Source organism: Streptomyces sp. Je 1-332, assembly GCF_040730185.1.
Taxonomy (GTDB): domain Bacteria; phylum Actinomycetota; class Actinomycetes; order Streptomycetales; family Streptomycetaceae; genus Streptomyces.
This window is the reverse complement of the sequence record NZ_CP160402.1, coordinates 4,289,789-4,314,023: the sequence shown is the minus strand read 5'-3', so window position 1 is coordinate 4,314,023 and position 24,235 is coordinate 4,289,789. Positions and strand designations below refer to the sequence as shown.

The following is a 24,235-nucleotide window of genomic DNA, read 5'->3' as shown; positions in this document are numbered from 1 at the left end:
ATCTCGTAGAGGTAGGAGTGCCGGGTGAGCCAGCCGGAGATGCAGCCCGAGGGGGTGCCCCATGAGGAGCAGGGTGCCGGGGCGGGTGCGCAGCAGGGCGTTCCCGGTGGTGATCCTGGTGGTGGTCCTGGTGGGGGTCCCGGTGGCGGGGGCGGCTCTCGGCTCGGGGATCTGACGGGGCGGGCCTTTCCCCTCGGCGACTGGGGTGAACCGGCGCAGCGGCTCGACGAGCTGTACCGGTGGGTGGAGCGGGGGGCGCTCAACACCGCGGAGTGGTACTTGTCCGACCGGGCGTGGAAACGGCGCGGGGCGCGGGTCTCGCGGGCGGGGGCGGCGGTGGGGGTCGTGGGCGCGGGGGTGTTTCCGCTGCTCGATCTTGCCGGGGCGGTGGGGGGCGTCGCGAACTGGGGGTACGTCTCGCTGCTCGCGGGGGCGGCATGCGTGGCGTGCGATCGCTTCTTCGGCCTCACGTCCGGGTGGATGCGGGACGTGGCGACCGCGCAGGCCGTGCAGCGGCGGCTGCAGGTGCTGCAGTTCGACTGGGCGTCGGAGAGTGTGCGGGAGGTTCTCGGGCCCACCGAGGGGACCGCCAGCGAGGCTGCCGACCGGTGTCTTGGGGTGCTTCGGCGGTTCTCGGAGGATGTGACGGAGCTTGTGCGGGCCGAGACCGCGGACTGGATGGTGGAGTTCCGGTCCGGCCCCGCGCCGTTGGCCATGCAGGCCATGGTCCCGGCCTCCCGCGGGGAGGCAGGGGCTGCCCCCGTACGGGCCGCGTTGCCGCCGGGGGCGCGCCCGAACATGCCCCGCCAGCGGCCGCCGGAGCCGCGGTGAGGGCCTCCCCCAGCGCGTCTGCCTCGCTAGAGGCGGCGTGCCGCAATGACCGCTGCGCTGGCGGGCGTTGTGAGTACTTCGGTGGCGTCCAGGACTGGATGAGTGAGGTAGAACAGGCGGAGCTCATCCACTTCGCCGCCGAAACGAGGCGGCCAATGGGGCGACGGGGTGAAGTCGTCCAGGATGAGAAGGCCACCGGGAGCCAGCAGCTCGACGACCCGCTCGGGGTCGTCGCGCTTGCCTCCGCCGTCGCAGAAGAAGACATCGAAGGGGGCGTGCTGCTCGAGCAGCCGCCAGTCCCCGGTGAGGACGCTGACGCGGTCGTCGTCCGCGAAGACACCAGCCGCTCGACGCGCGAGCTCCTCGTCCCGTTCCACGGTGACCAGGCGGGCACCGGCGCCGAGCCCACTGTGCAGCCAGGCCGTACCCACGCCCGAGCCGGTGCCGCTCTCCGCGATCACCCCGTCGGGTTTCGCAGCGGCGGCCAGCCTGAGCAACCTGCCCACCTCAGGAATGCAGCTCTTCTTGAAACCCGCCTCGGAGGCGATACGCTCCGCGGCCACCACGCGAGGCGGAGCCACACGCTCTTCCTTGATCACGAAACCCCCATCGCCGTTGACCATGACGCTGTCCGCCGGCAGCACTAGCTGTAGATGATCATTGAACCCTGCGCCAGGCTTCGCGTCGTCGCCGCGTGCAGGCCCAGCCATACGTGGCGTTCCCTCGCGAAGGGGCTGTCGTCCGGCGGAGCCGGAGCCGCCGGCTCCTCCAGGGACGTCGGCGCCTGAGGCGGGGTCGGCGGGCGAGGAGGGTTGGCCGCGTCGATGCCGATCGACGGAGCCACGAACTCCAGTTCCCGCAGCAACGCCTGGGAGGAGCCCAACGGGCCGCCGCCCGACAGAAGTTCGTCGTTCGAGAGCGGCGCGGGGAAGTCGACAGGAACGTACGCCCCCGCGTGGTCGTAGTGCCAGACCAGATGCGACTGCTGAGCCGTCGAGTCGAACATCTCCAGCAACTGCTCGTAGTCCCCGCCCAGTTCGTCCACCGGCGTGACCTCGAGGCCGCAGACCTGGAGCAGATACGCCCGGCGCAGAAAATGCAGCGCGTCGTAGTCGAAGCCCGCGACCGGGGCCACGTCTCCGGAGAGGCCCGGCATGTAGGCGAAGACGGGGACGGGGGGCAGTCCTGCCTCGTGCAGCGCCTTGTCGTACGCCGCGATCTCCTCCGCGAAGGGATTGTCGGGGCTGTGGCACAGCACGTCGACGAGCGGGACCAGCCACAAATCACAGGCCAAGGGTGCTCCTCAGGTCAGGCTCACAAGCGGTCTCGTACCGGGACGGCATATCGGACGTCGGATGTGCCTCGCGTTCAGGCAGCGTAGTGCGGGCGGTCGCCCCTAGCTCCCCTTGTGCAGATCCCAGATCCACACCCCGTCTACCCACTTTCCGGGCCGGTCAAGGAGTTCCTGCACCGTCACCCGCAGTTCCGCGTCGTGCTCCTGCGGCGCGAGGACCACGACGCCCGCGTTCCAGTGCGCCAGGTCCGCCCGCGCCGCCCGGCGCCACGCGTCGGTGATCTGCGGGGCGCGGCCCGCCGAGCGGACGTCCCGCAGGAGGTTCGACAGGTTGCGGGGCGGCGCCCCGTAGATGCCCACGCGGTCCGGGCCCCACGGCCCGTTGAAGTAGCCGCCGGGCAGGGAGAAGCCCAGGTCGGCCGTGGTCTGCCAGTGCAGGGCCTCCGCGCCCCCCGGGTCCGGCAGCGGTACCGGTACGAGCGACTCGCCCTCTCCCAGGTACTGCCGCCAGGTCCCGTCGGCGATGAACTCGGGAGCCTTGGCCCGCTCCACCGCCCGCAGCGGCGCCGGCACGATCGGAAGCAGCGCGAGGACGACCGCGGCCACGCCCGCGTACCGCGCGGCCGTCATCCCGCGTGCCGCGGGGAGGAGTCCGGCCAGCGCGAGCGCCACCAGCATGCCGAGCGCCGGGGCGCACACCATCGCCACCCGCGACTCGATGACCGACTCGAAGAGCGGGGCGTGCGAGAGGGGCGCCCAGGGTCCGGGCAGCACGACGTCCGTCAGCGGGATGCGGAACTTCGGGCCCAGCGAGAGGAGGGCCGCCGCGAGGACCGTGAACGCCAGCGCCTTCACCACCGCCCGCTCCCACAGACGTACGACGATCGCGAAGGCCAGCGCGACCAGGGGCCAGCCGTAGAACGCGTTCTGCTCGGTGGGGTTCTGGGAGAGCGCGTTCGCCGTCTCCTCGTTGCCCGCGAGCGAGCGTTCCGCGAAGGAGATGAGCGCCAGCGGGCTGTTGCCCGCGTTGTCGCCGTGCAGCACGCTCGTGTAACTCTGCGGCCCGAAGAACTGCCAGTAGAGGGGGAAGGCCACCAAGGGGACGGTGACCGCCACGGCCACCCCGAGGCCGCGCGCCAAGGGGCGGAACGTTTCCCTCGCCACATCACGGCGCACCGCCCCGTACGCCACCGCGAACAGCAGCATGCCCACCGCGGCGAGCAGCAGCGGCTCCTCGCCGAGGAAGATCTGGTACGTCGTGAAGAGCCCGAGCACGACTCCGTCGCGTACGACCCGGCCGCCCGCGCCCTCGCCCCCGCCCCCGCAGAGCCGCAGCGCCCTGTCGATGATCAGCGGGATCATGAACAGGACCATGAAGTTCGGGTGCGCGTGCGCGTGGCTGATCATCGGTGGCGCGAAGGCGGCAAGCGCCGCGCCGACGGCCGCCGCGCCCCGGTGCCGTACGAGACGCCTGCGGATCAGCCAGTACCAGGCGACCGCTGTCGCGGCCAGGCCGAGCGTCATCGCCGCGTTCAGGGCGATCGCGGGGCCGAGGAGCCAGGTCACGGGGGCGAAGGGGCCGGAGAGGCCGAGCATGACCGTGTTGGCCATGAGGTTCACGCCGTCGGGTTGGTTCTGGAGGGTCGTGAAGAGGGGGTTCTGGAGGTGGCGGATGTTGTCCGCCGTCACCGCGAAGAACCACTCCCACTGGTTCTGGTCCTGGAGCGAGTCCGGGAGGTAGCGCTCGCCCGGTGCCACCCAGCGGCCCGAGTAGAGGGTGATCGCCATGGCCAGGAAGAGCGCCGCGACGAGCAGGTCCTTCGGGCGGACGGCGCGGGCCTTGAGCGCGGTCAGCTCCGCCAGGACCTTCACGTAGTCGAACGGCCGGAGCTTCGAGCCCTCCTGGTGCGCCCAGCGCACCGGCACCTCGGCGACCGGCCAGCCCGAGCGGCGGAAGTACTGCAGTATCTCGACGTCTATCCCCCAGCCGCGCAGGCGCGACGCGGCGAAGGCCTCACGGGCACGGTCGCCGTCGAAGAGCTTGAAGCCGCACTGGGTGTCGCGGACTCCGGGGACGGCGACCGTCCGTATCAGGAAGTTGCCGCTGCGGCCGAGGAGCTCGCGCAGGCGGTGCTGGTGCGTCTCGATCGTGGCGTCCGCTCCCGCCCGGGAGCCGATCGCCGCCGCGTGGCCGTCGGTGAGCGCCTTGTCGAGGCACTCCAGCTCCTCGATGGGGGTGGCCAGATCGGCGTCGGTGACCAGGACGCGGTCGCCGTGCGAGGCGAGGACTCCCATGCGCAGGGCGTGGCCCTTGCCGAGGTTGCGCTCGGAGTGGATGAGCCGCACGCGGGGGTCGGCGGCCTCGGCGTCGGCGGCGATGTCCAGGGTGCCGTCGGTGGAGCCGTCGTCCACGACGATCAGCTCCCACCGGAGGTCCCGGTCGCCCCCTTCGGAGCCGCCCTCCAGATACGCCCGTATCGCGGCGAGCGTGGGGGCCAGGCGCCGCTCCTCGTTGTAGGCGGGGACGACGACGGTCAGATCCACGCTCATGCAGCGGCCAGCCGCTCGATGAGGGCGAGGGAGTGGGCGTTGTACTCCTCGACGATCGCGTGCGCGGCCTTGGGGTCGCGGTTCGCGAGGGCGTCGACGAGCTCGGTGTGCCGGGCCCAGAGGGTGCCGCGCAGGTCGCCGTCGCCGCGTTCGGCGGCGCGGCGGAGGTAGGTGACGGCGCAGACCCATGCCTGGACGCGGATGCGGTGCAGGAAGTCCGAGAGGTAGGGGTTGCCGAAGAGGGCGCTGAGCTCGCGCCAGAAGCGCAGGTCGTAGCCGATGAGGACGTTCAGGTCGCCCGCGCAGGCGGCGCGCGTGGCTTCCTCGCCACGGCGGCGTACGGACACGAGGGCGGCGGAAGCTTCCTGCTGGCCCTTGGGCCCGAGCGGGGTGCCCTTCTTCACGAGGTCGCGGAAGATTCCGTCGGCGACGAGGCCGCGGGCCTCCAGCATGCCGCGGTAGTCGGCGAGGGAGTGTTCGCGGACGCGGTAGCCGCGGTGCTGGTCGGCGTCGAGGAGGCCCTGGGCGGCGAGGTTCACCAGGGCCTCGCGCACCGGGGTCGCGGAGACGCCGTACTGCTCGGCGATCTCCTTGACCGTGAACTCCTGGCCCGGCTCCAGACGGCCGCCGAGGATCTCGTCGCGCAGCGCGTCGGCGATCTGCTGGCGCAGAGTGCTGCGGATGACGGCGGAGCCGTCGGTGCCGGGCATCTGGGTTCCCTCGCGGAGTCGTCTTGGCGGTCGTCGTTCGCTTACGAGCACGTCAGACTACGCGGTCGGGGTTCCGGCCCTCGGGTACCCGGTTTCCCGGCGCCCGAGGGCGGGGCGCCCACAGGGGGACGACGAGGAGCGGTTACGCCGTGTACTCGTCGGCCACGCTCAGCGCGGCGTCCAGCGCCGCGAGGCCCTCCTTCGCCTCCGTGTCCGTGATGTTGCACGGGGGAACCACGTGGGTGCGGTTCATGTTGATGAAGGGCCACAGGCCCTGCTTCTTCGCGGCGGCGCCGAACGCGGCCATCGGGGCGTTCGCCTCGCCCGTGGCGTTGTACGGCACGAGCGGCTCGCGGGTCGCCTTGTCCCTGACCAGCTCCAGGGCCCAGAACATGCCGAGGCCACGGACCTCGCCGACACTCGGGTGCCGCTCCGCGAGGTCCGCGAGGGCGGGGGCGATGATCTCCGAGCCGACGCGGGCCGCGTTCTCGATCACTCCCTCGTCCTCCATGACGTTGATCGTCGCGACGGCCGCGGCGCAGGCCAGCGGGTGCCCGGAGTACGTGAGACCGCCCGGGTAGGGCCTGCGGGCGAACGTCTCGGCGATGGCGGAGGAGATCGCGACACCGCCGAGCGGTACGTAACCGGAGTTCACGCCCTTCGCGAAGGTGAGGAGATCGGGCACGATGCCGCCGTCGAAGTGGTCGGCGGCGAACCACTTGCCGGTGCGGCCGAAGCCCGCCATCACCTCGTCCAGGATGAAGACGATGCCGTGCCGGTCGCAGATCTCGCGTACGCCCTTGAGGTAGCCCGGCGGCGGGATCATGATGCCGGCGGTCCCGGGGACGGACTCCAGGATGATCGCAGCGATCGTCTGCGGGCCCTCGAAGGCGATGGTCTCCTCGAGGTGCTGGAGGGCGCGCTCGCACTCCTGCTGCTCGTTCTCGGCGTAGAAGGCACTGCGGTAGAGGAACGGCGCCCAGAAGTGGACGACGCCCGCCGAGCCCGTGTCGGAGGCCCAGCGGCGGGGGTCGCCGGTGAGGTTGATCGCGGTGGAGGTGCCGCCGTGGTACGAGCGGTAGGCGGAGAGGATCTTGGGGCGGCCGGTGTGGAGGCGCGCCATGCGGGTCGCGTTCTCCACGGCTTCCGCGCCGCCGTTGGTGAAGAAGATCTTGTCCAGGTCGCCGGGGGTCCGCTCGGCGATGAGGCGTGCGGCCTCCGAGCGGGCTTCCACGGCGAAGGCGGGCGCGAAGGTCGTCATCTTCGCCGCCTGCTCCTGGATCGCGGCGACGACCTTCGGGTGCTGGTATCCGATGTTGGTGTAGACGAGGCCGCTGGTGAAGTCGAGGTAGCGGTTGCCGTCGTAGTCCCAGAAGTACGAGCCGTCGGCGCCGGCTACGGCGAGGGGGTCGATCAGCTCCTGTGCGGACCAGGAGTGGAACACGTGCGCGCGGTCCGCCGCCTTTACGGCGGCGCCGACCTGGGGGTTCGGGTTCGGCTGAGGGGTCATGTGGGCGAGGGTAAGTGTCCAGGGTGTGGACTCGACATGGGCGTCCTGTTTTGTGGGGGCGGGGGGTTCTGGACAGTGTGTCGGGGCACTCTCTGGCGCGGGGGCCTTGCGTGCCCTCATCCCCGGCTTCGCCGAGTTCGTCCTCGAACGCCGGACGGGCTGGGAAACCAGCCGCCGGACGGGCTGCGTCAGTCGTCCGCGTCCGCCACCACCCTCGCCCGCGGCTCGCCCCCCTCCCCGCAGCGGATCTCGTACGGCAGATCGTCCCGCTCGTCGTCGTCGCTCGGTTCCGCCTCCAGGCGGGCCACCGCTGCCGGGCCCCGTTCCACGTCGTCGTCGATGTGGAAACCGTCCGCCGGGCTCCACGAGACGAGGTAGACCGTCCCGTCGTCCCTGCATTCGACCGTCGCCGTCCCGCCCGTGAACCGGAGGGTGGAGCGGTCGGGGGACGTCTTCGAGGGCGTCTTCGAGGGCGTCGTGGACGGTGACGGTGACGGTGTCGGTGACGTGGGCCGGGAGGAGGTCCGCGGTGACGCCGACGTCGCCGCCAACGCCCTCTCCACCGCGCCCTCGTCCAGGGGGCGGCTGTGCGCCGCGCCGCCCCCGCTGTCCGACGTGGCCAACTGCCAGGCGCCCAGCGCCCCGGCAGCCGTGCCCACCGCCACCCATGCCGCGGTCACCACCGCGCTCCGCCACTTCCTCATCCGGCCACTGTGCCGCACAGTTTCCTAACGCCCGGTTAAGGGCTGCCCAAAGCACCTGACTACGGTGGATGTATGGCCCACCTTCTCGTCGTGGAGGACGATCCCCAGCTGCGCGGCGCCCTGGTGCGGGCTCTGCGCGACAAAGGGCACGCTGTCGCCACCGCGCCCAGCGGCATGGCAGGTCTGGACGCTGCGGTCACCAACCGCCCCGACCTCGTCGTGCTCGACCTGGGGCTGCCGGACGTGGACGGTGCCCAGATCCTCCGTATGCTCCGCGCCGTCAGCGACGTACCCGTCATCGTCGCGACCGCGCGCGACGACGAACCGGAGATGGTGGCGATCCTGGAGGACGGGGCCGACGACTACATCGTCAAACCGTTCGGCGCCGCCCAGCTGGACGCCCGCGTCAAGGCGGTCCTGCGGCGCCTGGGCGCCGCCGATGCCGCGGAGGAGCCCCTGCGCGTCGGGGGCCTGGCCATCGCCCCCGCCTCCCGTGAAGTCACCCTGGACGACGCCCCCGTGGACCTCACCCCCCGTGAGTTCGACCTCCTCGCCTACCTCGCCCACCGCCCCGGCCAGGTCGTCTCCCGCCGCGAACTCCTCGCCGAGGTATGGCAACAGCCCCTCGGCGGCGCCGACAAGACGGTCGACGTCCACCTCTCCTGGCTCCGCAGAAAACTCGGCGAGACGGCCCAGTCCCCCCGTTACCTCCACACGGTCCGCACAGTGGGAGTCAAACTCACACCCCCCGACGAGCCCCCGACCCCCGCGCCCCCGCAGCCGCGCGACGCACGCGAGGGGACGGGCCGGTATGTCCGCCCGGAGCACAGCAAGCAGGACCCCCCAGCCGAAGTACGCGACGCCCGGACCGAGATAGCGAGGACGGACATACCGGCGCGGCCCCGCCCCCACGACAACGGCCCGCCCCAGAACGAACGCGAGGCCCCCCACGCCGACGAGGCCCCCCACCACATCGGGAGCCCCGCAACAACCCAGCCGCCCAGCCCCGACGGGACCGGCGACGAGCAGACACCCGAAGCCGAACAACCGACCAACAGCCAGCCGCCCAGCGACGAAGGCCCCTGCCTCAGCGGGGGGCCCAACGACGACCAGGCGTCCGACGACACGAGTTCCGCCCCCGGCGGGGCACCCGCAACCACCCAGCCGCCCGGCCCCGCAGCACCCGGCCACAACCCGGCGCCCGACGGCGCCGAGGGGCCCAGCACCCACGAGGCGCGCAGCCGCGGTGGCGAGTCCTCGCGCGGTCCGGGCGCCGGCAACCGCGGCAGCGGGTCCGCCCAAGGGCCAGGGGCCAGCACCCGTAGCGAGTCCTCGGTTCAGGGCCCAGGGGCCAGCACCCGCAGCGAGGCCCCCGCCCAAGGCCCAGGGGCCAGCTGATGCGGCGGACGTTTCTTCTTCTTGCCGCTGCCACCACCGCCCTCGTGCTGACCGCCCTCCTCGTTCCCCTCACCCTCCTCACCCGTTCGCACGCCGCCGACCGCACCACCGCCGAGGCCACCGCCCGTGCCCAGTGGGTGGCGCATGCGCTCGGGCCCGCTCTCGCCACGGTGGACGAGCGGGAGACCGCCGAGCAGACCGTGGAGAGCGTCAACGCGCGGAATCTGCCCGTTACTTCGCTCGTGCTCGGGGACGGGACCGTCATCGGGCCGAACCCTGGGCGGCACCGGGCTCGCGTCACCGATGCCATCCGGCTCGCCCGCACCGGGCGTGCCTTCACCTACGAGCCCTCGACCGGCGGGCGGCAGGTTCTCGTCCCCGTGCAGGGTGCGGCCGGTGGTACCGCCGTCGTGCAAGTTTCCGTAACCGAGCGGCAGTTGTACGCCGGGACCATGACCTCCTGGCTGGTACTCGCCGGGATCGGGGTCGGGCTCGTTCTCATCGGGCTGCTTCTGGCCGACCGCCTCGGCACCCGCCTCGTCGGCGCCACCCGACGGCTCGCCGGCACCGCGGACCGCCTCGCCGCCGGTGACCTCACCGCCCGCGCCACACCCGAGGGGCCGCCCGAACTCCGCCTGGTCGCGGGCGAGCTGAACCGCCTCGCCGCCCGCATCGACGAACTCCTCACCGCGGAACGCGAGAACGCCGCCGACCTCGCCCACCGCCTGCGCACGCCCGTCGCCGCCCTCCGCCTGGACGCCGAGACCCTGCGCGACTCCAAGGAGGCGCACCGCATCGCCGTGGACGTCGCCGCCCTGGAGCGCAGTGTCGACGACGTGATCCGCAAGGCCCGCCGCCCCTTCCGCGACGCCCCGTACGCCGACCTGGCAGCCGTGGCCCGCGAACGCGCCACATTCTGGATGCCGTTGGCGGAGGACCAGGGGCGGGAGGCGGCGACGTCGGCCGGGCGAGAACCGATCCCCGTGCCCGTCCCCGAGGACGACCTCACCGCGGCCATCGACGCCCTCATCGGGAATGTGCTGGACCACACCCCCCAGGGCACCCCCTTCCGCATCGCCGTCCGCACCACCCCGCAGGGCACCGCCGAACTCACCGTCGCCGACGAAGGCCCCGGCCTCCCGCCGACCTACGCGGCGGAACGCGGCACCAGCGGCGGCGGCTCCACGGGACTCGGCCTCGACATCGCACGCCGGACGGCGCAGGACGCGGGCGGCACCTTCGCCATCACCTCGGACGCGGCCCGCGGCACCGAGGTGTCCCTCACTTTCCCCCAGGCGCCCGCGGAAACGCGACCCGGACGGCCCGAGCCCACCGATTGATCCCCAACTCGGGCCGCAGCGCCGCGAACCCACCGCAGTACTTCGTGAACTCGGCGGCCCGCACCCCGTACCGGTGCAGGACCCGGTCCGCCTCCGTCAGGTGTCCCTGGGTCTTGGTCTCCACCAGGACGAGACCGGAGTCCGCCTCCACCGAACGCCCCGTGGCCACGTCCCGCACCACGAGCCCCGCGTCACACGTGATCCGCTGGCCGTCGGCGACGAAGGTCGCCCGCTGGTACTCGGTGACCAGCGCCGTGGTCAGCCCGCCCGGCGCCTCGATCCCGTACGACCCCCGCAGCACCCCGGAAAGGAATCCCTGCCGCTCGGCGTCAAGGACGCAGTCCTCGCCTTCGAGACGCTGGCGGTGCTTGACCGTCTCACCGCGGCCGCTCTTCAGCTTGATCTCGAACTGCCGCTCACCGCTGTCCTGGTAGACCCGCTCCCGGATGCGGTAGCGCAGCCGCCTGCCCTGCCGGTGGTGGTGGTAGGTGAGCAGCTCAGGAGTGTCGTAGTACGTCGAGTGGTAGCTGAACCAGCGCTTTCCGCCGATGCTCAGCGCCCGGAAGGGCCCCGACGCGCGGCGCGGGTCCGTCAGGAGCGCCGCCAGGTCGTCGAAGATCTCGACCGGTACGAGATAGCTGTTGTCGAAGCGGGCGAGCAGCTCCGCGCGCGCGTTGACCTCGTCGAGCGAGATGGGGTGCGCGGCGAGCGCGGCGCGTCCGATGGCGCGTACGGCGGGGTTCACACGGTCTCCTTCTGGTGGGGGACGGCAGGCGTGCGTGACCGGGTCGTGCGGCGTCGTGGTGTCGTCCGTATGAACTCCCCGGCCCGCTCGGAAGGTTCCGGCTGCCGGAAGCGGACTTCCAGAACCATCAGGTCGCGTACGTAGTCGACCTCCTGGACGGTCCAGCCGAGCGGCTCCCCCAGGCGCCGCGCCAGCTCGGCACGGAGCGCGCTCTCCTCGCGGTACACGGCGTCCAGGGTGATGACCGCGCGCCGGTCACCGGCGAAGAGGCGGGGGTGGTCGGCCCCGTACATCACCAGGAGCAGCACGGCCGCGAGCCCGGCGGCGACCGGCAGGTCGAGACCCGGAAGGCCGCAGAGGAGGCCGAGGACGAGGGTGATGAAGTAGTACGCGACTTCCTGGTGCTGCACGGCGTCCGAGCGGAGCCGCACGATCGAGAGCACCCCGAAGAGCCCGAAGCCGAGCGCGAGCCCGCCGTTGCCGCCGGCGCTCGCGAGGGCGGAGACGACCGCGAAGAGCGCGACGTTCAGGGCGAGATAGGCGGGGACCAGCTCCCTTCTGCGGTGGCGTGGATAGAAGACCCCGAGGGTCAGGAGGGTCACGGCCACCAGGTCGAGGCCGAGGTGGGCCGCCATCTGTCCGAGGTTCTCTGCGCTGTCCATGACCAGGACGCTAGGGATCGACGGGTTAAGGCCGCCCCCGGTGAGGGTTAACGAGCCGGAGCCGACCCGCGGTCATTCATTGACAGCATCATTGACAGGATACTGTCGAGATGACAGCATGCTTACATAAGCGCATCACGGAGCCCGTCCCAACGGAGGCAGCCATGTCCCGCAAGCCCGTGCACCTCGCCGTCTACGACACCCTCGCCGACTGGGAGCCCGGATTCGCCACCGCGTTCCTCGCCCGCGCCGGGTACGAGATCCGCACCGTCGCCGCGGACTCGCTCGACCCCGTCACCACGGTGGGCGGCATGTGCGTCCAGCCCGACCTGACCCTCGCCGAACTGCGGCCCGAGGACAGCGCGCTCCTGATCCTGCCGGGAGCCGACCTGTGGGACACCGGCGACGACCTCGCACCCTTCGGCCGCACCGCCCGCGCCTTCCTCGACGCGGACGTGCCGGTCGCCGCGATCTGCGGGGCCACCGCCGGGCTCGCCCGGGAGGGGCTCCTGGACGAGCGCGCGCACACCAGCGCGGTGTCGTTCTACCTCGCGGCCACGGGATACAAGGGTGGCGAGCGGTACGTGGAGGCGGACGCCGTCACCGACGGCGGGCTCACCACGGCGGGACCGACCGAGCCGGTGGCCTTCGCCCGCGAGATCCTCGGGCGGCTCGGCGCCTTCGAGGGCGCGAAGCTCGACGCCTGGTACCGCCTGTTCCACGACTCGGACGCGTCCGCGTACGAGGTGCTCGAATCGTGAGCGCCGACCGCGAGCGAGTTCATGAGGAGCGGGTGCGGGAGCAGCAGGACCTGTTCTCCCGCACCGCCCTCGGCGTCTTCCGGCTCAACGGCCAGTTCCTCTCCGTGGCCGACGAGTTGGCCACAGCGGGCGGACTCACCGCCGCCTGGTGGCAGGTGCTCGGCGCCGTCCTGCGCGAGCCGCTGCCCGTCGCCGGGATCGCCCGCGCGATGGGCATCACCCGGCAGAGCGTGCAGCGCGTCGCCGACCTGCTCGTGCGGCGCGGCCTCGCCGAGTACGTGCCGAACCCGGCCCACCGCCGCGCCAAGCTCCTGCGCCCCACGGACGAGGGCCTGGCCGCCGTCAGGAAGATCGGCCCCGGCCACGCGGAATGGGCCGCCCGGCTCGCGGAAGCGCTCGGCGACGAGGAGTTCGCCGAGACCGTACGAGTGTTGGAGCGGCTTTCCGACGTCCTGTCCGACGTGGATACGGAACAACCCGTTACGGAGCCGTAGCAGGCAGTCCGTGCCCCGATGTCCTACCGCCGCACTATCCTCGATCTGTTGCACACCAACGGGGGAGGTCGGCGCGGCGATGGAGAAGCTCGGGCCCGGGGACCCACAGCGAATAGGCGCCTATCGGCTGCTCGCGCGACTCGGCGCGGGCGGCATGGGGCACGTCTATCTCGCCCGGTCCGACCGGGGACGTACGGTCGCGGTGAAGCTGGTGCGTGAAGAGCTCGCCGAGCAGGAGGAGTTCAGGAACCGCTTCCGGCAGGAAGTGCAGGCGGCACGGCGGGTCGGCGGCGCGTGGACAGCGCCGGTGCTCGACGCGGACACCGAGGCGACGATCCCCTGGCTGGCCACGGGCTATGTCGCGGGACCCTCCCTCCAGAGCGTCGTCTCGCACGACCACGGGCCGCTGCCCGAGCGGTCGGTGAAGATACTGGCGGCCGGGCTCGCCAACGCGCTCAAGGACATCCACGCGGCGGGCCTCATCCACCGCGACCTCAAACCGTCGAACGTCCTCGTCACGATCGACGGGCCCCGCGTCATCGACTTCGGCATCGCCCGCGCGCTCGAAACGGTCACCGACGGCGGCCTGACGCGCACCGGAGCGCTCGTCGGTTCGCCCGGCTTCATGGCGCCCGAGCAGGTGCGCGGCGACCGGATCACCCCGGCCTGCGACGTGTTCTGCCTGGGGTCGGTCCTCGCGTACGCGGCTTCGGGCGCGCTGCCGTTCGGCACGGCCAACAGCGGTGTGCACGCGCTGATGTTCCGTATCGCGCAGGAGGAGCCGGACCTTCAGGGGCTGCCGGAGGAGCTGGCCGAGCTGGTCGGCGACTGTCTGCGCAAGAACCCCGCGGACCGCCCTTCGCTGGAGCAGGTCCTCGAGCGGACGGGGGCGGAGGACACACTCGGCGACGGCGGCCGGACGCGCGACCCGTGGCTTCCGGGCGCGCTCGTGGCCCAACTGGGGCGCCATGCCGTGCAGTTGCTCGACACGGAGAACCCGGACGAGGGCGGGGGCGCAGGCGCAGTCGGGCCCGGCGCGCCCAAGGCGGCCGTCGCGGAGGCAGCGGCGGCCGCTGCGGCCGCAGCCGCCTCTCCCCCTCCCCCGCCCGCTGCCTCCCCCGGCGACAACGGAGGCAGGCCCGCCCCCGCCGCCGGCGACACTCCGCCGCCGCCCGGCAGACCGGGCGAGGCGGCCCCCTTGGACCACCTCCCCACGATGATCACCGGCCAGACACCACCGCCCACTCCCCCGCCGAACCCGGCGTACGGCTACCCCCAGCAGCACCCGCAGCCCCAGCAACACCCCCACCAACCGCCACCCGGTTACGGCTACCCCCAGCAGGGCCCGTACGGCCCCACGCCTCCGTACGGCCCCCTCGTCCACCCCCAGGGCGAGCCCCCGCGCCGCAGCGGCCGGTCCACCGCTGCGCTCATCGCGGTGGCCGTCATAGTGGCCATAGGAGCGGGCGGCACGGTGTACGCGGTGATGAAGGGCGACGGCTCCCCCAAGGCGGGCGGCACGAACTCCAAGTCTCCGTCGAGCAACGCGCCTTCGACCCCGGGCACGCCGAGCGATGACGGGTCGTCGGAGCCCGGGACCACGCCCACCTCCCCGGCGTCCAAGGACGACGAAAAGAACGACGAGGGCACGATCCCCGACAAGTTCCTCGGCACCTGGAACGGCTCCATCCAGAACAACCTGGGCAGCAACTCACGGCGCCTAGTCCTCCAGCAGGGCGACGTCGGCGACACCGTCGTCTCGATCACGGCCGACGGCCCGACCGACACGGGCGGCACGTACCACTGCGTGTTCCAGGGCACGTTGGTGTCGGCGAGCGGCAACACCCTGCGCATCGGCCCGACGGACGTGGTCGTCGGGCAGCCCGCGAGCTCCTGCAGGCCGGGCCAGCCGAGCACGGTGACGCTGCTCTCGAACGGCAGGCTGCACCGCGAGAACACGGGCACCGACAAGGGCCTGACGTACGACAAGGAGGGCTGAACGAGCCTGCTGGCACGGTCAGTTGAACCGTCGGCGAACAGATCCCGTCCGGACGGACAACCGCCGTCCGGCGGCCGGCACCGCCGCCTACCGTGCCGCCCATGAACTGGTTGAGCACCGAAGACGTCGTCGCCGTGCTCGCCATCGTGGTCGGTATCGCCGGCGCGTTCGTCCCCGTGCTGGTCGAACGCCGCGTACCGCGCCGCAAGCGCATCGGCTACCGCAAGCAGATGGACACGGCGATAGGCGACAACGTCCGTACGGGCGACGCGAACGCGCGTCTTGGCCTCTTCGACGAGGCCCCCGAGATGTCGGACGCGACGCTCGTGCTGCTCCGCGTCGAGAACGACGGCTCGCTGCCGATCGACGTCGCCGACTACACGGGCCGCTCGCCGCACGGTCTGACGGCGGTCTTCGAGGACCGCACCATCCGCGCGGTGGCGGTGACACTGCCGCCCGAAGCGGACCATCTGATGGAGCACTTCGCACCCGGCACGGGTCTCGGCTACGAGTCCGGCAGGCTGCACATCCCGCGCGTGCCGCTCAACCGGGGCGAGTACTACAAGCTCCTCGTCCTGCTGACCGGCGGCCCCGTCGACAGCGGCTACACGGTCGTCGGCGGCATCCAGGGCGGTGAGACCCACGAGAACCACAGCGCGGCGCCCGACGAGAAGCCGCCGGTGTTCAGCAGGCTCTCGCAGGGCGTGGCCATCGCCCTGAGCCTGGTGATCCTCTGCCTCGCGGGCCTCATCCTGCGCCCCGACGCCGAGCCGCCGCCGTCGTACTGCGAGACGGGCAGCCTCACCCTGACCGGGTCGACCGCCTTCGAGCCGGTGGCCACCGAGCTCGCGAAGAAGTACATGAACGCCTGCGAGGGCTCCGACATCGAGGTGAGCGCGCACGGGAGCCGGGGCGGCGTCAGGGAGCTGGCCGCGACGGACACCGGGCCCGGCGAGGGCTCACCGCCGGTGATCGCCTTCTCCGACGGGCCGCGCCCCGGCAGCTATACGCAGCTGAGCGAGACGCGGGTGGCGGTCTCCCTGTTCGCCGTCGTCCTGAACGACAAGGTGCCGGTCAAGAACCTCTCCACGAGGGACGTACGCCGCCTCTTCACCGGCGAGATCCGCAACTGGAAGGAGCTGCGGGGCGGCCCCGACCTGCCGGTGGTCCTGGTCAGCCGGGGGTCGAGCTCCGGCACGCGGGTCACCCTCCAGCAGCGGGTCCTGGGGGGCGCCCCGGAGATCCAGGAGTCCTCCAGCGACTGCCTGACGAGGGACATCGGCCCCCGGGCGCCGGTGATCCGCTGCGAACTCGACTCCACGGAACAGGTCCTGGACACGGTCGCCGCCACTCCGGGCGCGGTCGGCTACAGCGAGCTGCGCGACACGACCACCCTCAAGGGCGTGCACCGCGTGAGCCTGGACGGCCACACGCCGTCCGTCGACTCCATCCAGTCCAGCGGCTACCCGTACCGCGAGATCGAGTACGCCTACACCTACGGCAGCCCGCCCGCCGACTCGCTGGCGTCGAGCTTCCTCGCGTACGCGATCCGCGGGAACGGCCAGGACGTGGTCCGCACCCACGGGCACCTGCCGTGCCAGACGCCCGTGGGACTGCGGATGTGCGGGGAGAACCGCTAGATGAACGAGTTGATCTCGATCGTCTCCGTGCGGCCCGGACCCACGCCGATCGCGGAGATCGGGGCGCCGGACATCTCCTCCAGGGCCTTCACGTAACCCTGCGCGTTCTTCGGCAGGTCGGAGAAGGTCTGGGCCTTGGTGATGTCCTCGGACCAGCCGGGGAGGTACTCGTAGACGGGCTTCGCGTGGTGGAAGTCCGTCTGGTTGTACGGGAGTTCCTCGACGCGCTTGCCGTCGATCTCGTACGCCACGCAGACCGGGATCTGCTCCCAGCCCGTCAGGACGTCCAGCTTCGTGAGGAAGAAGTCCGTCAGGCCGTTCACGCGGGTCGCGTAACGGGCGATCGGCGCGTCGAACCAGCCGCAGCGGCGGTCACGGCCGGTGGTGACACCACGCTCGCCACCGATGCGGCGCAGGTCCTCGCCGTCCTGGTCGAAGAGCTCCGTCGGGAACGGGCCCGCGCCGACACGCGTGGTGTACGCCTTCAGGATGCCGATGACGCGGCTGATCTTCGTCGGGCCGACACCCGTACCCGTGCAGGCGCCGCCCGCGGTCGGGTTCGAGGAGGTGACGAAGGGGTACGTGCCGTGGTCCACGTCCAGGAGGGTGCCCTGGCCGCCCTCGAACAGGACGACCTTGTCCTCGTCGAGCGCGTTGTTGAGGATCAGCGTGGTGTCGGCGACGTACTGCTTGATGTTCTCGCCGTGCTCCAGGAGCTGCTCGACGATCTGGCCGACCTCGATGGCGCGGCGGTTGTAGAGCTTGGTGAGGAGCTGGTTCTTGACCTCGAGGGCCGCCTCGACCTTCTGCTCCAGGATCGACTGGTCGTAGAGGTCCTGGACGCGGATGCCGGTGCGGTTGATCTTGTCGGCGTACGTCGGGCCGATGCCACGGCCGGTCGTGCCGATCTTGCGCTTGCCGAGGAAGCGTTCCGTCACCTTGTCGACGGTCACGTTGTACGGCGTGATGATGTGCGCGTTACCGCTGACCAGCAGCTTCGACGTGTCGACGCCGCGCTCGTTCAGACCGCTCAGCTCGGAGAGCAGGACCGACGGGTCGACGACGACTCCGTTGCCGATGACAGGCACGCAGTCCGGGGAGAGAATCCCGGAAGGGAGGAGATGCAGCGCGTACTTCTGGTCGCCGACGACGACCGTGTGGCCGGCGTTGTTGCCGCCCTGGTATCGCACTACATAGTCCACGGAGCCACCGAGCAGGTCGGTGGCCTTTCCCTTGCCTTCGTCACCCCACTGAGCACCGAGCAGCACAAGTGCGGGCACAGGCGTACACCCCTTCCGGGCGGGGCATGTCCAAGGTCAGGGGCCGTAGCCGCCATATGGGTGTGCCTTGGATGCTGCCCCGGAATAGACGAAGCCCCTGGCGCAATAGCGCAAGGGGCTCTTGCACAAAGATGCTACCCGAGGTCTCAGAAAAGGGGCGCACGTTGTCGGCTCGCGACCAGCTGCTAGTCGTCATCGACCCGGTCGCCCGGCGCACGGACGGTGAGTCGGTAAGGATCGCGAAGGATGTGCTCGGCGCGGGCGCCTCCGTTCGCGTCTGCCTGCCCGAAAGCCCCGAAGACTTTGCGAAAGCCCTGGCCAGGCGGGGTGCGCGGCGTCCTGTGGTGATCGGGGACGACCGTGCTCTCGCGCGGGCGGTGGGGTTCCTCCACCGGGAGCGGGAGTTCGCTCGATGCGCACTCTCCGTAGTTCCCGTGGGGGCGTCGCAGACTCTCGCGCGGGCGCTCGGAGTGCCCGCCGGGGCGGTCGCGGCGGCGCGGGCGGTGCTCGAAGGGGCCGAGCGGCGGCTGGATCTGCTCGTCGACGACCGGGACGGGGTGGTCCTCGGGGAGCTGCGGATCCCGCCGGTCGCCGCCTCGGTCGCCGGGGGCGTGCCGATGGACGGCCACCCGTGGCTGCGGACCTGCCAGTCCTTCGTGCGCACGCTCGCCGCGCGGCCCTCACGGGTCGCTTCGGCGCCGGGGCCCGCTCCGGCGCGGCTGCGGGTGGAGGCCGACGGGGTGGTCGTGGTGGACCTGGACCAGCCGGTGGAGGGGGTCGCGGTGAACCCCGCCGCCGACGGCTTCGCCGAGGTGGAGGTGCGCCCCTCGTCGGTGGGCGCCGAGGCGTCGCCGCTGCGGGTGCGGGCCCGGACGGTGACGGTGTCGGGGGCGGACTTCCGCTACCGGGCGGACGCGGTGGTGGGGGGTCCGGTGCGCACGCGTACGTGGGCGGTGCGGGCCAGTGCGTGGGGTTTGACGCTGCCTCGCTGAGCGCGAGGCGACGGGTGGCGGGTAGCGGGTGGCGGGTGGCGGCCTACTTGCCGAACAAGCTCTCCCGGTGCACCCGCCAGCGTTCCAGCATCTGCGCCAGTTCGTGCTCGACGAACTCGAAGAAGGCGAGCGTCTCGGCCAAGCGGCGGCCCGCCGGGGTGTCGGCGCCCAGGCTGGCGACACCGTCGCTCAGGGCGCTCTCCCAGCGCTTGAGGATGCCGTCACGGTTGGCCAGCGCTTCGTACCACTGGTTGCTGTGCACCCGGAAGATGTCCCGGCGCGAGCCGGGCTCGCGCTCCCGGGACACCATGTGCTGCTGCGTGAGATAGCGGACCGCCCCCGAGACGGCCGCCGGGCTCACCTGGAGCTGCTCGCCGAGCTGCGCCGATGTCAGCGCGCCCGAGTCCGCGGCGAGGAGCGCCGCGAAGATCCTGGCGGGCATCCTCGGCATTCCGGCCTCGACCAGCTGCGAGGCGAACTGTTCGACGAAGCGGCCGACGCGCTCGCCGTCACGGTCACGGTCACGGTCGCGGTCGCGATCGCTCGGCGGCGGCGGTGACTCCTTGGGCATCTGCTGATCATCTCCCCTGTGTGGTCGTGCGGTCGTGCGGGTCGTGCGATCCCTCCGCCGCCGAGTTTATACGCTTCCTTAACTTCACAAATTTGTGAAAGTCGCGTACGTTCTGAAACATGACGAAGGCAATCACCGTCTCCGGGCTGCACAAGTCGTTCGGCCGGACACACGCGCTCGACGGTCTCGACCTGGACGTCGAGACCGGCGAGGTCCACGGCTTCCTCGGCCCCAACGGCTCCGGGAAGTCCACGACCATCCGCGTCCTGCTCGGCCTGCTCCGCGCCGACTCCGGCGCCGCACAGCTCCTCGGCAAGGACCCGTGGAGCGACGCGGTCGAACTCCACCGGCGCGTTGCGTACGTCCCCGGTGACGTCACCCTGTGGCGCAACCTCTCCGGCGGCGAGGTCATCGACCTCTACGGGAAGCTGCGCGGCGGCCTCGACCGGGGGCGCAGGGCGGACCTCGTCGAGCGGTTCGAACTCGACCCGACCAAGAAGGGCCGCACGTACTCCAAGGGCAACCGGCAGAAGGTCGCCCTCGTCGCCGCCTTCGCCTCGGACGTCGACGTGCTGATCCTCGATGAGCCGACCTCCGGGCTCGACCCGCTCATGGAGGAGGTCTTCCAGGCGTGCGTCGAGGAGGAGCGGGAGCGGGGCCGCACCATCCTCCTGTCCTCGCACATCCTCAGCGAGGTGGAGACGCTCTGCGACCGCGTCAGCATCATCAGGAAGGGGCAGACCGTCGAGTCCGGCTCGCTCGCCGACCTGCGCCATCTGACCCGGACCAGCGTCACCGCCGATCTTGCGGGGCCGCCCAACGGGCTCGCGCGGCTGCCCGGCGTCCACGACATCGACGTGTCCGGACAGGGTGACGCGGGCGGGCATCGCGTCACGCTCCAGGTCGACACCGACAAGCTGGACGCCGTGCTGCGTTCGCTCACCGAATCCGGGGTCCGCTCGCTCCTCTCCACGCCGCCGACGCTGGAGGAACTCTTCCTGCGGCACTACCAGGACGACACGGGGGCGGTCGCGCGATGACTGCCGTCACCGGAGCTCCGGGGTTCGCTCCCCGCGCCTCCCGTCAACTCGCGGGCACCGGAGCCCTGTTGAGGCTCGGCCTGCGCCGCGACCGCGTCATGATGCCGGTCTGGGTCATCGTCGTCGCGGGGATGGTGCTCGCGATGCCGGGCTCCCTGGAGAAGACGTACGGAACGGCCGTCGAGCGGGCCGAGGCCATGCGGACGATGAACGCCAATTCCTCGATGCGGGCGCTGTACTCGCCGGTGTTCGGTGACTCCGTCGGCGCGCTGTCCGCCTGGCGCATCGGGGTCTACGCCGCGATCCTCGCCGCCGTGATGAGTCTGATCATCGTCGTCCGGCACACGCGCGAGGAGGAGGAGACCGGCCGCCAGGAGATGCTCTCCGCCGCGATGGTGGGGCGGCGTGCGCCGCTGACCGCCGCGCTGCTCGCCGCGTTCGTGGCGAACGCGGCCGTGGGGCTGCTCGTCGCGGGCGGGATGGCCGGGCAGGGCTCGGCGGGGGCGCTCGCGCTGGGGCTCGGCGTGGCGGGCACCGGCATGCTCTTCGCCACCGCGGCGGCGATCGTCGCCCAGCTCACGGAGAGCGCGCGGCTCGCCAAGGGGCTGACGTCCGGGGTCCTCGGGGCCGCTTACGTACTCAAGGCCGCCGGTGACGCCGGGAGCGAGCGCGGGGAGTCCGTGCTGACCTGGCTCTCGCCCCTCGGCTGGACGGAGAACCTGCGGGCCTACGCCGGTGAGCGGTGGTGGGTGCTGCTCCTGATCGCCGCCGCGATCGTGACGCAGGGGGCTTGCGCGTACGGCCTGGCGGGGCGGCGGGACGTCGGGATGAGCTTCCTGCCGACCCGGCCGGGGCCGGCGAAGGGTGTGATCGGCACGGCGGGCGGGCTCGCTTGGCGGTTGCAGCGGGGCAGTGTGCTCGGCTGGACGCTCGGGTATCTGGTCGCCGGTGTCGTCTTCGGCGGGATGGTCGAGGGGGCGGCGGACATCGTCGGCGACAACGCCAGTACCCGGGACGTCATCGAGCGGATGGGCGGCCAGTCCGGCCTCACGGACGCCTTCCTCGCCACGATGGTCGGCCTGCTCGGGATGGTCGCCTCGCTGTACGTCGTCGCCTCCGTCCTGCGGCTGCACGGCGAGGAGACGTCGCAGCGGGCGGAGCCGGTGCTCGCGGGCGCGGTGGGACGGCTCCGCTGGGCCGGGGGCCACCTGGTCATCGCCTTCGGCGGTGCGGTGCTGCTGATGCTGGTGGGCGGGCTCGGTCTCGCCCTCGGGTACGGGAAGGACCTCGGGCCGATCCTGGGGGCGTGCCTGGTGCAGGTGGCGGCGGTCTGGGTGCTCGGCGGGCTCGCGGTACTGCTGGTGGGGGCCTTCCCCCGGGCGGCGGTGGGGGCCTGGGGGGTGGCAGGGCTCTGCCTGGCGATCGGCTGGATCGGCCCGGCGCTGGATCTCCCCCCGGTGGCGATGGACGTCTCTCCCTTCGGCCACCTCCCGAAGGTGCCGGGATCTGCGATGGCCTGGGGGCCGGTGTGGACGCTCCTCGCCCTGGCCGCGGCCCTGACGGCCACGGGCCTGGCGAGCCTGCGCCGCAGGGACCTGACCACGTAGCCCCACGTAGTACCTGCGACGGACCCCCGAGGACCCCTCCCTGGCGGGACGACCTCCCTCTCCGGCCCCCGTACCTTCGTAGACGTGACTGACGCGACCAAGAACGCCCCCAGCAGCAACCGCAGCCCGGAGTACCGCCTGGCCGTGGGCGCGCTCGGGGGGCTTCGGCAGGACCTCTTCCGGGGCGCCTTCGACTACCGACCGCTGCAAGCGATGCGTACGGACGGGGCCCTCACCCGGCGCCTCCCGGCCCGCATACGCCAGTACGCCGGCTGGGCCCCGCACGCGGCGGTCCTGACGGCCGCCTTCTTCACCTTCCTCGTCGCGTACGCGGACGACTCCGGCGGCCTCGACTACGTCCTCACCGGGCTCGTCCCGGCCGCCGCCGTCGCCATGACCCTGCTCAGGCCCATCGCCGCCTGGTGGGTCCTGGTCGCGAGCACGCCCTTCTCCGGCGCCATCGGCAGCCACTGGGACAGCGGCTATCCGTGGGCCGACAGCGTCTTCATCGCGCACCTCGCCGTGATGACGGTGATCACCCTGCGGACCCGCCCCCGCACCGGCGCCTGGATGTGGGTGGGCACGGCCCTCTACGGCATCGCCGCCGAGGTCTTCCTCAGCCCGGGGTACTCGACCAACCTGCCGCAGATGCTGTTCTTCTCCGCGCTCGCCCTCCTCGCCGCCTCCCTCGTGCACATCCGCCGCGAGGCCAAGCACGAGGTCAGCGTCCAGCGGACGGTCACCGAGATGGAGCGCGGCAAGCGCACCCTCCTGGAGGAGCGGACGAACATCGCGCGCGAACTGCACGACGTGGTCGCGCACCACATGTCGGTGGTCGCCATCCAGGCGGAGGCCGCGCCCTACCGCGTCGAGAACCCGCCCCCGGAGCTGGAGCAGGCGTTCGTCACGATCCGCGAGAACGCCGTGGCCGCCCTGACGGAGCTGCGCCGCGTCCTCGGTGTCGTACGCGCGGAGGACTACGAGGCTCCGGACGCCCCGCAGCCCACCCTCGGCGACCTCGACCGGCTCATCGCGAACGTCCGCGAGACCGGCCTCGACGTCGAGAAGGTCGTCACCGGAGCCGTCCGCGAACTCCCGCAGGGCGTCGAGCTCTCCGCGTACCGCATCGTGCAGGAGGCGCTGAGCAACACCCTGCGCCACGCGCCCGGCGCCACGGCCCGCGTCGAGGTCGGCTACGTGCTGGGCGGCCTTGGACTGCGCATCGTCAACGGGCCCGCGACCGGCCTGGTCAAGCCCTCGCCCGGAGCGGGGCACGGACTCACCGGCATGCGGGAGCGTGTCACGATGCTGGACGGCGAGATGACGACGGCGGAGACCGCCGACGGTGGCTACGAAGTCACCGTCTTCCTGCCGGTCGTGTCCGCGTCGCAGCCCACCGGAGGCCAGGAATGACGATCCGCGTACTGATCGCCGACGACCAGATGATGGTCCGCGAAGGCTTCTCCGTCCTGCTCAACGCCATGCCGGACTTCGAGGTCGTCGGCGAGGCCGTCAACGGCCGCGAGGCGGTCGACCGCGTCCGCGAGCTCAGCCCGGACGTCGTCCTGATGGACATCCGCATGCCCGTGCTGAACGGCATCGAGGCCACCCGCGAGATCGTCGCCGCCGACGTCACGTCGAAGGTCCTCGTCCTCACCACGTTCGACCTGGACGAGTACGTCTACCAGGCGTTGCGGGCGGGGGCCTCCGGTTTCCTGCTCAAGGACGCCTCGGCGCGCCAACTCGCGGACGGTGTACGGGTCGTGGCCGCCGGCGAGGCCCTGCTCGCGCCCTCCGTCACGCGCCGCCTCATCACGGAGTTCTCCAAGCTGGGCGAGACGCCGCGCCTCTCGGCGACCGCGCAGGCGCAGGCGTACGGCGAGCTCACCGAGCGCGAGACCGAGGTGCTCGTCCTCATCGCCCAGGGCCTGTCCAACGGGGAGATCGCCTCGCGCCTCGTGGTCGCCGAGTCCACGATCAAGACGCACGTGAGCCGCATCCTGGTGAAACTGGGCCTGCGGGACCGCACCCAGGCGGCGGTCTTCGCGTACGAGGCGCGGCTGGTCACGCCGGGCTGACCTCTTCCGGAGCGGGCCCGCCTGCGACT

At 71.8% G+C, this 24,235-nt stretch carries 21 protein-coding genes and 1 pseudogene; 12 read left to right on the top strand and 10 right to left on the bottom strand.

Going from position 1 to position 24,235, the window contains the following annotated elements:
- Positions 1 to 24 precede the first annotated feature (24 nt).
- On the top strand, positions 25 to 831 hold the full coding sequence (locus tag ABXJ52_RS19525; protein ID WP_367043880.1) for an SLATT domain-containing protein: 807 nt from the start codon (positions 25 to 27) through the stop codon (positions 829 to 831).
- A gap of 26 nt (positions 832 to 857) precedes the next feature.
- On the opposite strand, the gene ABXJ52_RS19520 is transcribed toward ABXJ52_RS19525, so the two are convergent.
- From ABXJ52_RS19520 to ABXJ52_RS19495, 6 genes are all read right to left on the bottom strand, one after another.
- Complete coding sequence (locus ABXJ52_RS19520; RefSeq protein ID WP_367049131.1) at positions 858 to 1,430, bottom strand: class I SAM-dependent methyltransferase; 573 nt, start codon at positions 1,428 to 1,430, stop codon at positions 858 to 860.
- Between the two features lie 44 nt (positions 1,431 to 1,474).
- Positions 1,475 to 2,125, bottom strand: a complete 651-nt coding sequence (locus ABXJ52_RS19515; RefSeq protein WP_367043879.1) for a hypothetical protein — start codon at positions 2,123 to 2,125, stop codon at positions 1,475 to 1,477.
- Between the two features lie 102 nt (positions 2,126 to 2,227).
- A complete protein-coding gene (locus ABXJ52_RS19510; protein WP_367043878.1) occupies positions 2,228 to 4,675 on the bottom strand; it encodes a dolichyl-phosphate beta-glucosyltransferase in 2,448 nt (815 codons plus the stop codon).
- Positions 4,672 to 5,385, bottom strand: a complete 714-nt coding sequence (locus ABXJ52_RS19505) for a GntR family transcriptional regulator (protein WP_367043877.1) — start codon at positions 5,383 to 5,385, stop codon at positions 4,672 to 4,674. The genes ABXJ52_RS19510 and ABXJ52_RS19505 overlap by 4 nt, the downstream gene beginning before the upstream one ends.
- A 142-nt stretch (positions 5,386 to 5,527) precedes the next feature.
- On the bottom strand, positions 5,528 to 6,895 hold the full coding sequence (locus ABXJ52_RS19500; RefSeq protein WP_367043876.1) for an aspartate aminotransferase family protein: 1,368 nt from the start codon (positions 6,893 to 6,895) through the stop codon (positions 5,528 to 5,530).
- 188 nt (positions 6,896 to 7,083) lie between these two features.
- Positions 7,084 to 7,599: a hypothetical protein gene (locus ABXJ52_RS19495; protein WP_367043875.1), complete on the bottom strand. Its 516-nt coding sequence runs from the start codon at positions 7,597 to 7,599 to the stop codon at positions 7,084 to 7,086.
- 72 nt (positions 7,600 to 7,671) lie between these two features.
- On the opposite strand from ABXJ52_RS19495, the pseudogene ABXJ52_RS19490 reads away from it, so the two are divergent.
- Positions 7,672 to 8,349 (top strand): annotated as a pseudogene (locus tag ABXJ52_RS19490) (response regulator transcription factor); the annotation flags it as partial.
- 647 nt (positions 8,350 to 8,996) lie between these two features.
- Positions 8,997 to 10,337: a HAMP domain-containing sensor histidine kinase gene (locus ABXJ52_RS19485; protein ID WP_367043874.1), complete on the top strand. Its 1,341-nt coding sequence runs from the start codon at positions 8,997 to 8,999 to the stop codon at positions 10,335 to 10,337.
- Here ABXJ52_RS19485 and ABXJ52_RS19480 read toward each other — a convergent pair.
- Positions 10,279 to 11,082, bottom strand: coding sequence for a VTC domain-containing protein (locus ABXJ52_RS19480; RefSeq protein ID WP_367043873.1), 804 nt, complete (start codon positions 11,080 to 11,082; stop codon positions 10,279 to 10,281). The genes ABXJ52_RS19485 and ABXJ52_RS19480 overlap by 59 nt on opposite strands.
- Entirely contained in the window at positions 11,079 to 11,744 is a 666-nt protein-coding gene (locus tag ABXJ52_RS19475; RefSeq protein ID WP_367043872.1) for a DUF4956 domain-containing protein, read from the bottom strand. Before ABXJ52_RS19475 ends, ABXJ52_RS19480 begins: the two co-directional genes overlap by 4 nt.
- 164 nt (positions 11,745 to 11,908) lie before the next feature.
- On the opposite strand from ABXJ52_RS19475, the gene ABXJ52_RS19470 reads away from it, so the two are divergent.
- From ABXJ52_RS19470 to ABXJ52_RS19455, 4 genes are all read left to right on the top strand, one after another.
- A complete protein-coding gene (locus tag ABXJ52_RS19470) occupies positions 11,909 to 12,505 on the top strand; it encodes a DJ-1/PfpI family protein (protein ID WP_367043871.1) in 597 nt (198 codons plus the stop codon).
- Complete coding sequence (locus ABXJ52_RS19465; protein WP_367043870.1) at positions 12,502 to 12,999, top strand: helix-turn-helix domain-containing protein; 498 nt, start codon at positions 12,502 to 12,504, stop codon at positions 12,997 to 12,999. Before ABXJ52_RS19470 ends, ABXJ52_RS19465 begins: the two co-directional genes overlap by 4 nt.
- Positions 13,000 to 13,078: 79 nt before the next feature.
- Positions 13,079 to 14,998, top strand: a complete 1,920-nt coding sequence (locus tag ABXJ52_RS19460; protein ID WP_367043869.1) for a serine/threonine-protein kinase — start codon at positions 13,079 to 13,081, stop codon at positions 14,996 to 14,998.
- A 101-nt stretch (positions 14,999 to 15,099) separates the two neighbouring features.
- Positions 15,100 to 16,638: a substrate-binding domain-containing protein gene (locus ABXJ52_RS19455; protein ID WP_367043868.1), complete on the top strand. Its 1,539-nt coding sequence runs from the start codon at positions 15,100 to 15,102 to the stop codon at positions 16,636 to 16,638.
- Here ABXJ52_RS19455 and ABXJ52_RS19450 read toward each other — a convergent pair.
- Positions 16,635 to 17,918 carry an adenylosuccinate synthase gene (locus ABXJ52_RS19450; RefSeq protein ID WP_367043867.1) on the bottom strand — a complete coding sequence of 428 codons (1,284 nt, stop codon included), beginning with the start codon at positions 17,916 to 17,918 and terminating at the stop codon, positions 16,635 to 16,637. The genes ABXJ52_RS19455 and ABXJ52_RS19450 overlap by 4 nt on opposite strands.
- Before the next feature lie 164 nt (positions 17,919 to 18,082).
- Here ABXJ52_RS19450 and ABXJ52_RS19445 point away from each other — a divergent pair, with 164 nt between their 5' ends.
- Entirely contained in the window at positions 18,083 to 18,910 is an 828-nt protein-coding gene (locus ABXJ52_RS19445; protein ID WP_367043866.1) for a diacylglycerol kinase family protein, read from the top strand.
- Between the two features lie 43 nt (positions 18,911 to 18,953).
- Here ABXJ52_RS19445 and ABXJ52_RS19440 read toward each other — a convergent pair whose 3' ends face one another.
- Positions 18,954 to 19,481 carry a MarR family transcriptional regulator gene (locus ABXJ52_RS19440; RefSeq protein ID WP_367043865.1) on the bottom strand — a complete coding sequence of 176 codons (528 nt, stop codon included), beginning with the start codon at positions 19,479 to 19,481 and terminating at the stop codon, positions 18,954 to 18,956.
- A 119-nt stretch (positions 19,482 to 19,600) separates the two neighbouring features.
- Between ABXJ52_RS19440 and ABXJ52_RS19435 the strand changes: the two genes are divergently transcribed.
- The 4 genes from ABXJ52_RS19435 to ABXJ52_RS19420 all read left to right on the top strand — a co-directional run bounded on the left by ABXJ52_RS19435 (position 19,601) and on the right by ABXJ52_RS19420 (position 24,206).
- The gene (locus ABXJ52_RS19435) at positions 19,601 to 20,521 is read left to right on the top strand and encodes an ABC transporter ATP-binding protein (RefSeq protein WP_367043864.1); all 921 of its coding nucleotides are present in this window, start codon (positions 19,601 to 19,603) and stop codon (positions 20,519 to 20,521) included.
- Positions 20,518 to 22,128 carry an ABC transporter permease gene (locus tag ABXJ52_RS19430; protein WP_367043863.1) on the top strand — a complete coding sequence of 537 codons (1,611 nt, stop codon included), beginning with the start codon at positions 20,518 to 20,520 and terminating at the stop codon, positions 22,126 to 22,128. Before ABXJ52_RS19435 ends, ABXJ52_RS19430 begins: the two co-directional genes overlap by 4 nt.
- 84 nt (positions 22,129 to 22,212) lie before the next feature.
- A complete protein-coding gene (locus tag ABXJ52_RS19425) occupies positions 22,213 to 23,541 on the top strand; it encodes a histidine kinase (protein ID WP_367043862.1) in 1,329 nt (442 codons plus the stop codon).
- Positions 23,538 to 24,206 (top strand): response regulator transcription factor, encoded by a 669-nt coding sequence (locus ABXJ52_RS19420; RefSeq protein ID WP_367043861.1) that lies wholly within the window; start codon positions 23,538 to 23,540, stop codon positions 24,204 to 24,206. The genes ABXJ52_RS19425 and ABXJ52_RS19420 overlap by 4 nt, the downstream gene beginning before the upstream one ends.
- The last annotated feature ends 29 nt before the right edge of the window (positions 24,207 to 24,235 follow it).